Source organism: Pseudoalteromonas sp. US3C1004 (assembly GCF_048401065.1).
Classification (GTDB): domain Bacteria; phylum Pseudomonadota; class Gammaproteobacteria; order Enterobacterales; family Alteromonadaceae; genus Pseudoalteromonas; species Pseudoalteromonas undina.
In genome coordinates, this window is the sequence record NZ_CP183074.1 from 425,044 (window position 1) to 439,102 (window position 14,059).

11 protein-coding genes are annotated in these 14,059 nt (G+C 41.2%); 3 read left to right on the forward strand and 8 right to left on the reverse strand.

What is annotated here, in order from left to right; translation table 11 throughout:
• Positions 1-9 precede the first annotated feature (9 nt).
• From ACNSN3_RS17260 to ACNSN3_RS17290, 7 genes are all read right to left on the reverse strand, one after another.
• Entirely contained in the window at positions 10-669 is a 660-nt protein-coding gene (locus tag ACNSN3_RS17260) for a response regulator transcription factor (protein WP_055011598.1), read from the reverse strand.
• Between the two features lie 11 nt (positions 670-680).
• Positions 681-1,328: a hypothetical protein gene (locus ACNSN3_RS17265; RefSeq protein ID WP_138740677.1), complete on the reverse strand. Its 648-nt coding sequence runs from the start codon at positions 1,326-1,328 to the stop codon at positions 681-683.
• A 13-nt stretch (positions 1,329-1,341) separates the two neighbouring features.
• Entirely contained in the window at positions 1,342-2,112 is a 771-nt protein-coding gene (locus ACNSN3_RS17270) for an SDR family oxidoreductase (RefSeq protein WP_418609119.1), read from the reverse strand.
• Complete coding sequence (locus tag ACNSN3_RS17275; RefSeq protein WP_418609121.1) at positions 2,109-2,798, reverse strand: TenA family transcriptional regulator; 690 nt, start codon at positions 2,796-2,798, stop codon at positions 2,109-2,111. Before ACNSN3_RS17275 ends, ACNSN3_RS17270 begins: the two co-directional genes overlap by 4 nt.
• Entirely contained in the window at positions 2,791-4,269 is a 1,479-nt protein-coding gene (locus ACNSN3_RS17280; protein WP_138595421.1) for an AMP-binding protein, read from the reverse strand. The genes ACNSN3_RS17275 and ACNSN3_RS17280 overlap by 8 nt, the downstream gene beginning before the upstream one ends.
• Positions 4,266-4,919 carry a thermostable hemolysin gene (locus tag ACNSN3_RS17285; RefSeq protein ID WP_418609123.1) on the reverse strand — a complete coding sequence of 218 codons (654 nt, stop codon included), beginning with the start codon at positions 4,917-4,919 and terminating at the stop codon, positions 4,266-4,268. The genes ACNSN3_RS17280 and ACNSN3_RS17285 overlap by 4 nt, the downstream gene beginning before the upstream one ends.
• A gap of 95 nt (positions 4,920-5,014) precedes the next feature.
• A complete protein-coding gene (locus ACNSN3_RS17290) occupies positions 5,015-6,520 on the reverse strand; it encodes a sensor domain-containing diguanylate cyclase (protein WP_418609831.1) in 1,506 nt (501 codons plus the stop codon).
• Positions 6,521-6,832: 312 nt separating this feature from the next.
• Here ACNSN3_RS17290 and ACNSN3_RS17295 point away from each other — a divergent pair, with 312 nt between their 5' ends.
• The 3 genes from ACNSN3_RS17295 to ACNSN3_RS17305 all read left to right on the forward strand — a co-directional run bounded on the left by ACNSN3_RS17295 (position 6,833) and on the right by ACNSN3_RS17305 (position 11,563).
• Entirely contained in the window at positions 6,833-8,644 is a 1,812-nt protein-coding gene (locus tag ACNSN3_RS17295; protein WP_418609125.1) for a glycoside hydrolase family 3 N-terminal domain-containing protein, read from the forward strand.
• A 1-nt stretch (position 8,645) separates the two neighbouring features.
• Positions 8,646-9,380 carry a 5-oxoprolinase subunit PxpA gene (locus ACNSN3_RS17300; protein WP_109875040.1) on the forward strand — a complete coding sequence of 245 codons (735 nt, stop codon included), beginning with the start codon at positions 8,646-8,648 and terminating at the stop codon, positions 9,378-9,380.
• Positions 9,381-9,538: 158 nt separating this feature from the next.
• Complete coding sequence (locus tag ACNSN3_RS17305; protein ID WP_418609127.1) at positions 9,539-11,563, forward strand: S9 family peptidase; 2,025 nt, start codon at positions 9,539-9,541, stop codon at positions 11,561-11,563.
• Between the two features lie 660 nt (positions 11,564-12,223).
• Here ACNSN3_RS17305 and ACNSN3_RS17310 read toward each other — a convergent pair.
• Positions 12,224-13,825 carry an isocitrate lyase gene (locus ACNSN3_RS17310; RefSeq protein WP_008110760.1) on the reverse strand — a complete coding sequence of 534 codons (1,602 nt, stop codon included), beginning with the start codon at positions 13,823-13,825 and terminating at the stop codon, positions 12,224-12,226.
• Positions 13,826-14,059 lie beyond the last annotated feature (234 nt).

Genomic DNA, 14,059 nt, shown 5'->3' on the forward strand with positions numbered 1-14,059 from the left:
TCACGTGAACTATCTCTTTCCCACGACATAACCAATACCGCGGAGAGTTTTAATAAAATCGCTGGGGAATTTTTTTCGTAGGTGATGAATATGCACTTCAATGGTGTTAGAGCCAACCTCTTCACCCCACTGGTACAGCTTGTTCTCTAACTGCTGTTTAGATTGCACGCGACCTTGGTTTTCCAATAGTGCCTTTAGCAGCATGTATTCTTTTCGTGGCAGAGAAAGCAGCTCATTGCTGAGTGTGACACTATGCGCTGACGTGTCCATAGTCACTTCACCACACTGTAATAAACTCGACTGAGCTTGATTTACTCGTCGGCTCGCTACGCGCAAACGAGCAAATAATTCGGCTGGTTCAAATGGCTTAGCTAAATAATCATCAGCGCCCATATCAAGCCCTTGCACCTTGTCATCTATGCTACTTCGTGCAGTTAGTATAACCACCGGAATCACTTTTTTTTGCGCTTTTATGTGCTTTAGAATTTGTGAACCATCACCATCGGGTAAACCTAGGTCAAGTATAACCAACTCTATTTCACCACTGCCTAAGCATTGCAATGCATGCTTAACCGTTGCGCTATGCTCTACACTGTAGCCTTCTTGGCGCAATGAGCGGCAAAGCCCTTGCGCCACAAGATGATCATCTTCAACTAATAATAAATGCATTGTTTATTTTGTTATCTCTTTAGTTTTTTATCTACTTTAGCTAATAAAGAGCTAATTGCTTGTTGACGATATTTATCAGCTTTAGCACGAGTATCACGAATACCTGCTGCTTGCGCAACTAACAAATGGGCTTTAGCTTGCTGATATTCACGTTCGTCATATAAAAACTCACCATACAAGTAGTTAGTATCAATGCCTTTTTTGTTAAAAGCGAGCGCTTGCTTAAAAAACTTGTCGGCGGTGTCATCATCACCAAAACCAATAGGCCACCCCGGTACTTTACTGTATAAGGTTGCTAGGCTGGCATACGCTGAGCCACCTAAAGCACTGTCGTCTATTTTAAGGGCTTGCTCTAATGACGCTTTTGCATCTTTAGCATAGCCCAGCGCCCCTAATCCGCCCTTTGCGCCAGCAAAACTGGCCAGTACAATGCCGTTCCACGTATAGCTATTTGCTGAATCAGGGTAGCTTTCAATAAATTGAGCACTTTGCTCACTTAGTTGAGTAAAGGCTTTGATTTGTGCATCATCTTTAAGCTCATAATTAGCGACCGCCCACTGCTGTTGAATAGCGAGTAAATCGCTTTGTTCGTCAGCAAATACCGGCGATGAAAACACACTAACAATGCTTAAATAAGCTACTAAAGTAAATTTTTTCATAATAAATCCTCTATTAACCTAAAAACTGTTTTATTTTAGGGAGCTGTTTAGCAATTGCGTTATCCACAATACGTGGAAAAACGCCATTGATACGTGCAAAAAGTTTCTCAGGAAAGCCAATAAATCGTCTGGTTTTATTTGAGTTTAATAACGCAACTAACTCATCAGCCACCAACTGCGGGGAGTCCATTTGATTACCAAGCGCCTTATTCATTGCTCGGGTTTGTGCATCATTAATATCTGTATCGGTTGCTCTTGGTGCTAAATAACTAACTTTAACGGGTGTATCTGAAAGCTCTCGTGATAGCGCTTCGCTAAAACCACGTAAACCGAACTTACTAGCACAGTAAAGTGTTTGATATGGGTAACCTATACTGCCAAATGACGACCCAACATTAACTATGGAGCCTTTATTCGCGTGCAATTGCGCTAAAAACAGCTGACATAATTTCATAGGGACGGCTAAATTAGTGCTCAGTAGATTATCAATTTGCTCACTACTCGATGCACTTAAGCTTTGCATTACATTAATGCCTGCATTGTTTATGAGTAACTTAGCGCCCCCTAATTTTTTGGCTTTAATGGCGAGTGCCAACATGTTTTCGGCAATCGTTAAGTCCCCCACAAAAACCATACTACCGGGACATTGGCTACTTAGCGTATTGAGGGCATCACTATTTCGCCCCACCAAGAGTAGTTGCCAACCTTGGCCGTATAGTGTTTTGGCAATGGCTTGACCAATTCCACCTGTCGCACCAGTTAATACACATAAGCCGGTATTCATGCGTGTTGCTCTTGTGCTGATGCTTTAAAAAACGGCTCGTCGTCTAAAGCGCGAAAAATATCGCCGTACAAACGGTAAAAACATTTTGCGCCATGTAAAATAGCCTGCTGATCCGCCTCGTCAGTAATTTGATTCATTAAGTTTTCAAAAAACTTAACATGCTCTATATCAAGCGCGCCGTGAGAGGTTAAATAGCTAAACGCTTTTTTAGGAAGCCCTATTGCATTCGCTATGTTTGATGCGGCTCCATCAGCAAGCGCAATTGAGGTCCCCTCTAATACGTGAACCATACCAAAAAAGCTAAGCGGATTTTTACGTGCAATACTATCGTAGGCATACGACACCATCATTTCAGTGGCGAATTGTGGCTGACTATAGCGCACACTTTCTTTATCAAACCCACAGGCTGCAATGTCGTTTAGCACCCACTCTTGATGACCAATTTCTTCTTCAATATATTCAGCTACCGCTTCACGTAACCATTCTTGCTCATCAGTTAAACGTGCGCCAAGTGACATCATTAAAGGAACAGTGTGTTTTACATGATGATAAGCCTGCGCTAAAAACGAGGCATACTCTTCAAGCGTTGCTTGTTCGTTAAATACACGCTGTATAATTGGCGCAGCTAATAAGTACTCACGCTCGTTTTGAGTTTGTGCTTTTAATGTATTAAAAAAATCACTCATGGATCACTTCTCCAAGTCGGTAAAACTGTTCAAAAATAGGGCTGTAGTGCTGGCTAATTGCCGCTCGTTTAGGGCGATTATTAGCGGTTAATAATCCTTGCTGCTCGTTTAAAGGTTGGGCCAAACGATGCCACTTTTTAATCTGTGCGTAGTCAGGAAGTTGCTGGTTTACTGTTTTTAAATGTGCTTTTAATTGCTCATCACTAAATCCGGGAGCCGCATAAATAAGCGCGCTTAAAAATGGCTGGCTTTCACCAAACACCACCGCTTGCTGTATCGCACTTTGGCTTAAAATTAATGATTCAGGCCATTCGGCGCTAACATTACGCCCCATACTGGTGATGATCAGATTTTTTACTCGCCCTTTTATGTACAGCTTATTATTACGCTTAGATACTAAGTCGCCAGTGGCGTACCAGGTATTTGGGTTATGCGGCGCTTGATTTAAATACCCTAAAAATAACGCTCCTTTAATAAATAACTCACCATTTTCAACTTTCGTTTCAACGTGCCCTAATACTTCACCAGCGCTATTTATGTCGTCATAGTTGGGGGTGTTTAAACTCACTACTGAAGCAGCCTCGGACAAACCATACCCTTGATAAACCGGTAGGTTATATTCTCGTGCAGTTAAAATTAAAGATTCACTAACCCGTGCTCCGCCAACAGCAATAAACTTAAGTGACTTTGGTGGCTGCCAGCCTTGCTTTGCAAAGGCAACTAAACACGTTAATAACTCAGGCACTAAAATAAGGGTGTTAGGTTTCACACTATCGATTGCACCAATGAGTTTGTTAGGGTTTTTTAACCCTGAGCCAACAAAACCTAATTCGTTTAGCGGCATTAAATGTACACAACCGCCACTTAACAAAGGCGCATACACACCCGCTATATTTTCCAATAGTACTGGCAGCGGAAGTAAGCATAAATGCACGGGGTTACTAATGTTTATTTGCTCACATAATGACTGAGCTACCTGCATCTGGCTTTGTGTTGATAAGCACACCCCTTTTGGCTCACCAGTAGAACCTGAAGTAAATGTAATTTTTTGCGTACCAGTAAAATAGTCCACGGGCTCAATCGCATCGAGCTGATAAATATAAAGGGTATAATGCTCAAATAATGTTACCGACAATGAATGCTTACCAAGCGAATGACGAGGCATATCACTAATAAAAAACTGCGCACCGCATTGCGCTAGCACATACTGTGTTTGCTGCTGACTAAAAAAATGGGCGATAGGCACCGCAACCTTGTTTGCAGCACTGGTTGCGGCATCAACAACCAGCCAAGCTGGAGTATTATCAAGCTGGAAGGCAATTGCACCAGAATCTAAAGCGTTAAAAATAGCTGTCAGCTTATTAGTTTCTTGTTGTAACTCCAAAACGCTAATAGGCATCACTTTATTGGCTAAGTAACTAACAACCACTGGCTCATTCGCTACCTTATTAATATTATTTAATAGGCTCATAAGCTCTCCAACGCAGTCATCAAGGCATTAATTTGTTGTGTATTTTGCTGTTTAATATTTAACAGCATGGGTGTGTTAAGTACTTGCTGATGTGCCTGCGCTAAATTAACAATGCACACCGTAGGCTGATTCTCATAATAGCTACCCCAGCTCTTTGGCTGATCTACTACAGTGCTATTAGCCAGTGCAATTTCGTTGCAGGTAACACCTAGTAGGCGCAGTAAGGCGCGTACTTTTTTGGTAGCGCAAAACACTAAGTAGCTCGCGCCAAAGCCGAGCAAAGCTTCATTTACAATAATAAAATGAGATAGCGTGGCTTTACGATGTGTTGAGCAAAGGTTACCTAGCTCAAACACCTTATTTCGCGGTGTGCCTGGTGGTAAAAATTGTTCAATGGCCGCAGCTAAATATTGTTCAATGAATAAAGGGGAAGTAGCGTTTCTGAGCCCTAATGTGCAATGCCCTTGCACAGTTTTATACTGACAGAGTAATGGCATAAATGAGGTTAGGCTTGCATTATACGCAGTGAAAAAGCCTTGTTTTACTGTATCTTCAAGGCGCTGACGGTGTTTATCACTTTGTGTAGCACTAACAAAATGAAAAGGCTGTTGAAACAGCGCAGCTGAGGAGTGATGTTGAGCTAGTTGCATATAAGCATCGCCTGTATTAAATCTATAGATAAAATTTAATCAGTGAAACTTAAATAAAACTTAAGGTAAGTTAATTTTTAAAAATAAATTTAATTTTAACTGGCGATCACACTTTTATTACGACCCGTTTCTTTAGCGTGATAGAGCGCTTTGTCAGCACATTTATATACTTGGTTAATATCATCGCTATGCTGTGGCCAAGTAGCGATACCAATCGATACATTTATATAGCCTACTTTTGCCATCAATGTGGTGGCTACTTGGTTGCGTAAACGCTCAGCAATAACAAATGCACTATCACTATTTTCGTTTGGCAACACCAGTAAAAACTCTTCTCCACCAGTGCGTGCCACAATATCATGCTTGCGCGATAACGACTGTATAATATGAGTAAGGGTTTTTAATACTTCATCACCCGTATCATGGCCAAACGTATCATTAACCCGTTTAAAAAAGTCGATATCAATTTCAAGCACAGCAAACGGTATTTGCTTATCCATTAGGTTTTCAAGCAATATGTTTAAGCCCCGCCTATTATGCGCGCCAGTTAGCGGATCGGTGAGTGCATCTTGACGTAATTGCCCCATTTGCGATTGCAAAGTATGAACGCCTTCTAGCATTGCATGTTTAAGCTGCTGACTTTCAAAGTACCAAGACTTAATACCTTTGAGGTGTTCTACGTTTTTCTTATCGGTTGATAAGTTAGCGCTATCGGCTAACAGTCTTAATGGCTTAGCAATATAGTGAGCTAACATAGCAATTAATAAAAAAGTAATGAGTACTATGGGTAACATTCGCTTAAGCACCTGCCCTTGAAAAGTATCTAGTTTTGCAAGTGTTGTCGCTTCACTTCGCTGGGCAACAATCCCCCAATTCGCGAGCTTAACGGGCGCAAACCCAGCAAGCATAGCTGTTCCTTGACTATTTAAAATCCGAGTGTAACCACGTTCACCTTGCAACACTCGCTCTATTACTGGGTTATTAGATACTTGCTCACCAATGCGCTTAGAATCAGGATGGTAAAGTAAGATTTTGTTATCAGCAACCACATAAAAGTAAGCCCCGCCATCGTAACTATGCTGTTTTAACAAGGCATTTAAAATACTCTGCTGCTCTAAGTAAAAGCTACCACCAATATAACCATAATAATTCCCTGCCAGATCAAACAGAGGATAGGAGACAACAATAATTAAATTATTAGCCAGCGAAATGTAAGGCAGGCTAACCTGCGGCTGCTGCGATTTAAGAGCTTGCTTAGAATGGACTGAATTAACGGTTTTATTAATTATATTTAAAGACACAGGTGAAGCTGCTTTAACCACACCTTGCATGTTAATTGCTACCGAATTAAAGCTATGTGTTTGGTTTAAAAGGCGGTTGGTTTCAGCTTGGAGTAACTCAGTGTTGGTAATATCTTCAGCAATAATACTGGCTGAAAACTCAAGTTGCTGCATTGCTGCTGCTAAAAAGTGCTCAGTTGCTGAAGCTAGCTTACTAGCAAATACATGATTACTTTGCAGGGTATCTTTAATAACTCGTTCTTTTTGAACCTGATAACTAATATATAAACCACTAAACAAAATAGCAGCTGCAGCGGGCATAGCTAACAAAAGAATTAATTGCCTAAGGTTAAAAGTAAATGGTAATCGAAAACGCAACTTAATATCATCCTAAGCAAATAAAAACGACTGCTATGCACTGCATACACAATTAATATAATACATAAATAGAACTAAGTGGCCTAATTTTTGTTATTTTAAGGATAATTAAATCATACGGTTTATATTTGCTGGGTTTTGCAGTTAAGCTCAATAATAGTTAAGCTGCGTGCACTTTATTTTTATTTAGCCTTGGGGTGTGTGTTGCTAAATAAGTACTTGTTATCGTCTTCTCTTTTTTTAATCGGATGTTTCATGCCAATAAAATCTTCTTTTGCCGATTCTGCGCTGTCACTTAAACAGCAACTTGGGCAAAAGCTCATGCTCGATTTGCGCTATTTTTGTGACCAAGGCAGTAGTAAACGCTGCAGAACGCCATTAACCAAACTGCCCGACACTCTTGCAAAAGCAATTAGTCGTTATGATATTGGCGGGGTAATTTTGTTTTCTGAAAATACCCAAAGCATCGAACAAATTATTAGCCTTAATCAGCAACTACAACAAGCTGCATCTGCATCAAAATCAGGCTTACCGCTGTTTATTTCTATTGACCAGGAGGGCGGACGCGTTGCTCGCTTACCTCGCGATGTGGCAACCTCATTCACCGGTAATATGTCAATTGGCGCAACTTACCCTGAGCATGGCACTTATTTCGCAACCCAAACGGCGAACGTATTGGCTACTGAACTCTCAGCGCTTGGCATTAATGTAAATTATGCGCCAACGGTTGATGTGAACATGAATCCTGACAATCCGGTCATTAATGTACGCTCTTTTAGTGAAAACCCCGATGAAGTAGCGGTACTGGGTGCGGCACAAGTTAGTGAATTTGAAAAAAACGGGATTATTAGCGCTATAAAGCACTTTCCAGGACATGGCGATACCAATGTAGATAGCCATACAGGCTTACCTAGAGTGATGCATTCAAAAGAAGTTATTTACGCTCAAGATTTAGCGCCCTTTAAACACATTATTGAGCAGCATAGTCCTGGGATGATAATGACCGCGCATATTCAATACCCTGAGCTTGATAGCAGTACATTAACCAATGTAGAGGGTAAGCAAATGATAAAACCCGCGACCATGTCGCGTAAAATCATGACCGATATTCTTCGTAAAGAGCTTAACTATCAAGGCGTAGTGGTAACCGATGCACTGGATATGGCCGGTATAAGTCATTTTTTCAGCCCTACCCAAGCAGTTGTAAACACTTTTGCAGCTGGGGTTGATATAGCGCTAATGCCAATAGAAATTAGAACGCCTGAGGATATAAATAAACTTGATGCGCTCATTGACTCTTTAATTAGTGCGGTTAAAACAGGGCAACTAGACGCAAATGAAATTGCCCATTCGACGCAGCGTATTACCTCGCTTAAAAGTAAGTTTAAATTAAACGCTTTGCCTAACCCCATTAATGCATTGGCTAATGCAAAACACATTATTGGTAATAAAGCACACCGTGAATTAGAAGCATCTCTGGCATTAGCGGCAATTAGCCAAATAAAAAATAACAATAATACCTTGCCGCTTAAACTTGGCGCTGATCAGCATATTCATATTATTATGCCTGACACCCGCAAGTGCATGGCAATGCAACAAGCAATTAGTGCGTTAAGTTTACAACCACTCAGTTTTAGTTGCAGCAGCTTACAGGGCTTTGACCCAGATGAAGCGCAGCGCAACATAAACCAAGCAAGTATTGTTATTGCTGGCAATGCAACGCCGAACCAAAGTGCCGTGGAAATTGGCGGTATGGATGATTTAGCCGATAACCCAAACTTTGCCTTAAATAACGCAGAGCAACCCAAAGCGCTTGAATCATTACTAAAAATGGCTAAACAAAAAAACACTCCAACGGTATTTATTAGTTTGCGAGCACCGTATGACATTGCTCAATTTGGTAACTATGCTGATGCAGTGCTTGCCTCATACGCTTATAATATTGATGTAGATAAAAACGATCTGGTGTCTGGGCCTGCTTTTACTGCACTGGCAAAAGTATTATTTGGCCAAGCCCCTGCAAAAGGCCAGTTACCAGTCACTATTAAACAATCGAAGAGCCATTAATATGAAACTTAATTGTGATTTAGGCGAGAGCTTTGGTGCATGGCAAATGGGCCTTGATAACGACGTTATGCCACATATTGATATGGCAAATATTGCTTGTGGCTTTCATGCTGGTGATTCGAGTGTAATGGCGCATACCCTAAAGCTAGCTAAACAACATAATGTTATGATTGGCGCTCATCCAAGCTACCCTGATAAACAAGGGTTTGGTAGGCGCTCAATGAGTATGAGTGTGGCTGAGCTCACTCAATGTTTGCACTATCAAATAGCTGCCCTTGATGGCATGGCAAAAGTACAAGGGCTAACCCTTAGCTATGTAAAACCCCATGGTGCGCTGTATAACGACATGATGAACAACCAGCAATTGCTTACCACTGTTATGGGTGCGGTTGCCAGTTACCCTGCTAACTTAAAGTTGATGATACTCGCCACAGCCGATGCCAAGCTACATCAAACAATGGCACGGCACCTTGGGCTCACACTGATATTAGAGGCGTTCGCAGACAGGCAATACACAGACCAAGGGCAATTAGTAGCACGAAATATACCGGGCAGTGTGCATAGCAAAGACGCATTATTAGCTCAGGTTAAGCAGCTTTTAACCGGTAAAAGTGTAACTACTCAATCTGGAAAATCGTTGAAACTAGTTGCTGACAGCATCTGCGTGCATGGCGATAACCCCCAAGGCATTGCAATTATTGAAGAGATAAAAGCGCTTTGCTCAGCCAATAGCTAAAGTTAAAAATACAGATTAAGCTGTAAACCCCCTTTACAGCCTTTGTAACCTCATTGAATTAATGCTCATAGAGTTAATTATGGGCTTCATCGCATTGTGCTGTTAATTTAATAATCCCTCACTTATAACTGTACATAAGTTAACAACAGGGATTAATGATGAAACAGTTTTTAGCACTTAGTTTTATATTTAGCGCAAGCCATTTTGCCAGCGCAAACGACAATACACACACATTACAACTTCAAGATATATTCAACTTAGAATATGCCAACCAAATAGACATCACCGAAGACGGTAAAACAGTGTATTTCGTTCGTAACCGCATGGATATTAAAACCGATCGCAAAGTCGGTAATATTTGGTCTGTTGATTACAACACAGAACAACTACAGCCCTTAACATCAGGTGTATTTATGGACTACTCGCCTGTGTTGTCACCCGATGGGCAGCGCCTTGCGTTTATCTCTAACAGAGATGGCAGTAATCAAATATACATGAAGTGGCTTAAAACTGGAGCTGTGGCAAAAATTAGTAACCTTACTAATACACCTCGCTCAATAACTTGGTCACCTAATTCTAAACACCTAGTGTTTAGTATGTTTGTTCCTGAAATAAGCTCACCTCCTGTCAGTTTGCCTGGCAAACCTAAAGGTGCTAACTGGGCAGAGCCAGCTAAATTTATTGACGATGTTTACTACCGTGCAGATGGCAGTGGCTATAGTCAAAAAGGGTTTAATCAGCTATTTACTCTTAATGCGAATGGCGGCAATGCACAGCAACTCACTGACGATAACTTTGATTACAATGGGGGTGTAAGCTTTAGTAAAAACGGCGAATCACTTTATTTTTCAGCTAATAGACACGCTGAACATGCGCTCAAGCCTACCAATAGTGAAGTGTACCAACTTAATTTAAGCACGTTAAAGATCACCCCACTGACCGACCGTAATGGGCCAGATCAACAACCTCAGGTCTCACCAAACGGTCAGTATCTTGCTTATACTGGCTACGACGACAAACGCACTAACTATGAAAATACTCAGCTTTATATTCGTGATTTAAAAACTGGCGATACTCAAAGCCTGACTAGCGACTTCGATCGCAGCGTTGGCCAAATAAAGTGGAGCGCAAATTCAAAAGGCCTCTATTTTAGCTATGCCGATGAAGGCCAAACCACGCTCGCTTATCAACCTCGAACCGGTAAACGAAAAGTAATTACCGAACAAATAGGAAGTGTGGCGTTTGGGCGACCTTATTCTGGTGGTGATTTTGATATTAGTGAAAATGGCGATATTGCATTTACACTGGCTGATACTCAGCGTCCAGCTGACGTTGCAACAATAAAGCGTGGCACAGTAAAGCGTTTAACTGATTTAAACTCAGATGCACTACAAACTAAACAGCTCGCTAGGGTTGAAGAGCTATGGTTAAAGTCAAGCCACGACGAGTTACCAATACAAGCCTGGGTTGCTTACCCTCTTGGTTTTGATAAATCAAAAAAATACCCACTGGTGCTTGAAATTCACGGTGGCCCTGTTGCTAACTATGGCCCTCACTTTAGTGCCGAAGTACAACTATTTGCCGCTAAAGGAAATGTCGTTTTATACATGAACCCGCGAGGCAGTGACTCTTACGGTAAAGAGTTTGCGCAAACTATTCATCATAATTACCCAAGCAACGATTACGATGATTTAATGACTGGCGTTGACGCGCTAATCGATAAAGGCTTTATTGATGAGTCTAAGTTGTTCGTTACCGGTGGTTCTGGCGGCGGTGTATTAACCGCGTGGATTGTAGGCCATACGGATCGCTTTGCTGCAGCTGTGGTTGCAAAACCAGTGATTAATTGGATCAGCTTTGTACTAACTGCCGACTTCTATCCATTTTTTGCCGATTATTGGTTTCCAGGTAAACCTTGGGACCATATTGAGCATTATATGAAGCGCTCACCAATCAGTTATGTTGGCAATGTTAAAACCCCAACCATGCTACTGACTGGTGAAGCAGACTACCGTACGCCAATTTCAGAAACAGAGCAGTTTTATCAAGCCTTAAAATTGCAGGGTGTTGATACCGCGATGGTGCGCATTCCAAACGCTTCACATGGTATTACTGCCCGTCCATCAAATTTAATGACTAAAGTGGCTTACATTCAGTGGTGGTTTGATAAGCATTCGAAATAAAACGTAGAGTTATGAGTGACGAGCTATACAAGCTCGTTGCTCGAAGCTCACAAGTGTAAACCCCCTTTACAGCAATAATGTGAGTAATCCCTTACATACTTTAGCTAAATATCGGACTTAGTTTCAAGCTGAGTTGGTAAAAATTCGGTTTATACTAACTCAGCTCCTTTGAGTTAGTAAAAATTCGGTTTGAGTCACTGTTTATAAGCCCTCAGTTAGTAAAAAAATGTTTTATAAGCTGCAACAGTTAGTAAAAAATCGGTTTATTACTTTATAAACCCCGGTTAAAAATCTTTAAATTAAGCGTTTATATAGTCAAATTAAGGGTTAGAAAGGCAAATCTACCCTTAATAATGAAGATAATGGCTGTTTTCAAGCTGGTTAGTTAAAACCTGATCTGCTTTTTGAACTAGCTAGTTAAATCGTGATCTATATGCGGTAAAAAGCGGTTAATTTATTGTGTTTACCCGTGTCAAAGCGTAATCAAACTATCAAGCTCTGACTGCCGAGTCATAAACATCCTTTAAATTTAATTTACACTTTTAACCTGCACTGCACCCCTGAATAACTAGCTAGTAAAATACTGATCTATTAAATTTTGTCTTTATGCAGGCATAAAAAAAGGGCCTTGCGGCCCTTAAGTAACACTATCTAGTTGAATTAGAATTGGTTCATGGTGTTAGCTTCACCACCGGCTTTAAGTGCATTCTCACCAGAGAAGTACTCTTTGTGCGTATCGCCAATGTTAGAGCCTGCAAGGTCTTGGTGCTTAACTGACGCTTGCTCACGACGAATTTCTTGACGTTGTACGTCACGTACATAAGCCAGCATACCTAAGTCACCGAAGTAACCTTCAGATAGAATATCTGTGCTTAATGCCGCTGTATGGTACGTTGGCAATGTGATTAGGTGATGGAAAATACCGGCTTCACGTGCGCCATCGCGTTGGAAGTTTTGTACTAATAAGTCAGCGGCTGCTGCAAGCTCTGTTGCATCCATTTCTGGAGCCATAAGCGCTTTGTTGTCATCAATACTTGGGTAAGCGCTTAGATCACGACCTGCTTCTTGCCACTCTTGGTATACTTGCTCACGGAACTTAAGCGTCCAGTTGAACGACGGTGAGTTGTTGTATACTAATTTAGCATCTGGAACTTGTTCTTTAACGCGATTTACCAGCTCTGCAATTTGTTTTACGTGTGGTTTTTCTGTTTCAATCCACAGTAAATCAGCGCCTGACTGTAAGCTAGTTACACAATCTAGTACTACGCGGTCTTTCTCAGTGCCTTCGCGGAACTGGTATAAACCGTTATCTAGGCGTGTAGGCTTACAAAGTTGGCCATTAAGCTTCATTGCCGTTTCGCCTTCATTTAAATCTTCAACGCTGTTTACCGGTGTTGTTTCTAAAAATGCATTGTATTGGCTTGCTAAGTCACCTGGTTTTTGTGAAACCGGTACTTTTTGCGTTAGGCTTGCACCTAGTGAATCGGTACGTGCAACGATAATGCCGTTATCAATACCTAGCTCTAGGAACGCGTAACGTACTGCGTTAATTTTAGCTAAAAAGTCTTCATGAGGAACGGTAACTTTACCTGCTTGGTGACCACATTGCTTAGCATCTGATACTTGGTTTTCGATTTGGATAGCACAAGCACCCGCTTCAATCATCTTTTTAGCAAGTAGGTAAGTCGCTTCTTCGTTACCAAAACCTGCATCAATATCAGCAATGATTGGCACAACGTGCGTTTCAAAGTTATCAATTTTATTAAGCACGGCTTGAACGTCGCCGCCGTTTGCTTTTGCATCGTCTAGCTCATTGAATAAATGGTCAAGTTCACGTGCATCAGCTTGCTTTAAGAAAGTGTAGATTTCTTCAATAAGTGCTGGTACTGATGTTTTTTCGTGCATACTTTGATCTGGAAGTGGGCCAAACTCAGAGCGAAGCGCTGCAACCATCCAGCCACTTAGGTATACGTAGCTGCGTTTAGTTGTTTTTTGGTGACGCTTAATTGCCATCATCATTTGTTGCGCAGTAAAACCATGCCAACAACCTAAAGACTGCGTGTACTGGCTTGTGTCTTTGTCGTATGCCGCCATGTCTTCACGCATAATGTCAGCAGTAAATTGTGCAATATCAACACCAGAGCGAAAACGGTTTTGTAAACGCATGCGAGTTGCGTATTCAGGATTAATAGTTTTCCATGCACTGCCTTGTGATTGGCATAGTGTTGCTAGTGTATCTGTTTCGCCTTGATATGTTGTCATAATAAAGTCCTTCGAACGGGTATTAATATTTATTGTTGAGAGAGTGACTACATCGCGTTAGCTCTGTAGCGCTTAATTAAACATTAGGCTTATTTTTTAGATTTAGTAAATTTATAGTTGTTATTGCGGCTATACATATAGTGAATGGTTAAAAAGCACTCAAAGCGACTTTTTTGCGATATGGTAAGTGTACGCATATAAAAAATGCACTCTGTCGGACCGTTTAAGGATTTT

Excerpts from the sequence above, each read along its gene's own strand:
- ACNSN3_RS17305 (WP_418609127.1), top strand. The coding sequence starts at position 9,539 with ATGAAACAGTTTTTAGCACTTAGTTTTATATTTAGCGCAAGCCATTTT.
- ACNSN3_RS17290 (WP_418609831.1), bottom strand. The coding sequence starts at position 6,520 with ATGCCCGCTGCAGCTGCTATTTTGTTTAGTGGTTTATATATTAGTTAT.
- ACNSN3_RS17265 (WP_138740677.1), bottom strand. The coding sequence starts at position 1,328 with ATGAAAAAATTTACTTTAGTAGCTTATTTAAGCATTGTTAGTGTGTTT.
- ACNSN3_RS17280 (WP_138595421.1), bottom strand. The coding sequence starts at position 4,269 with ATGAGCCTATTAAATAATATTAATAAGGTAGCGAATGAGCCAGTGGTT.
- ACNSN3_RS17310 (WP_008110760.1), bottom strand. The coding sequence starts at position 13,825 with ATGACAACATATCAAGGCGAAACAGATACACTAGCAACACTATGCCAA.
- ACNSN3_RS17300 (WP_109875040.1), top strand. The coding sequence starts at position 8,646 with ATGAAACTTAATTGTGATTTAGGCGAGAGCTTTGGTGCATGGCAAATG.
- ACNSN3_RS17275 (WP_418609121.1), bottom strand. The coding sequence starts at position 2,798 with ATGAGTGATTTTTTTAATACATTAAAAGCACAAACTCAAAACGAGCGT.
- ACNSN3_RS17285 (WP_418609123.1), bottom strand. The coding sequence starts at position 4,919 with ATGCAACTAGCTCAACATCACTCCTCAGCTGCGCTGTTTCAACAGCCT.
- ACNSN3_RS17295 (WP_418609125.1), top strand. The coding sequence starts at position 6,833 with ATGCCAATAAAATCTTCTTTTGCCGATTCTGCGCTGTCACTTAAACAG.
- ACNSN3_RS17260 (WP_055011598.1), bottom strand. The coding sequence starts at position 669 with ATGCATTTATTATTAGTTGAAGATGATCATCTTGTGGCGCAAGGGCTT.
- ACNSN3_RS17270 (WP_418609119.1), bottom strand. The coding sequence starts at position 2,112 with ATGAATACCGGCTTATGTGTATTAACTGGTGCGACAGGTGGAATTGGT.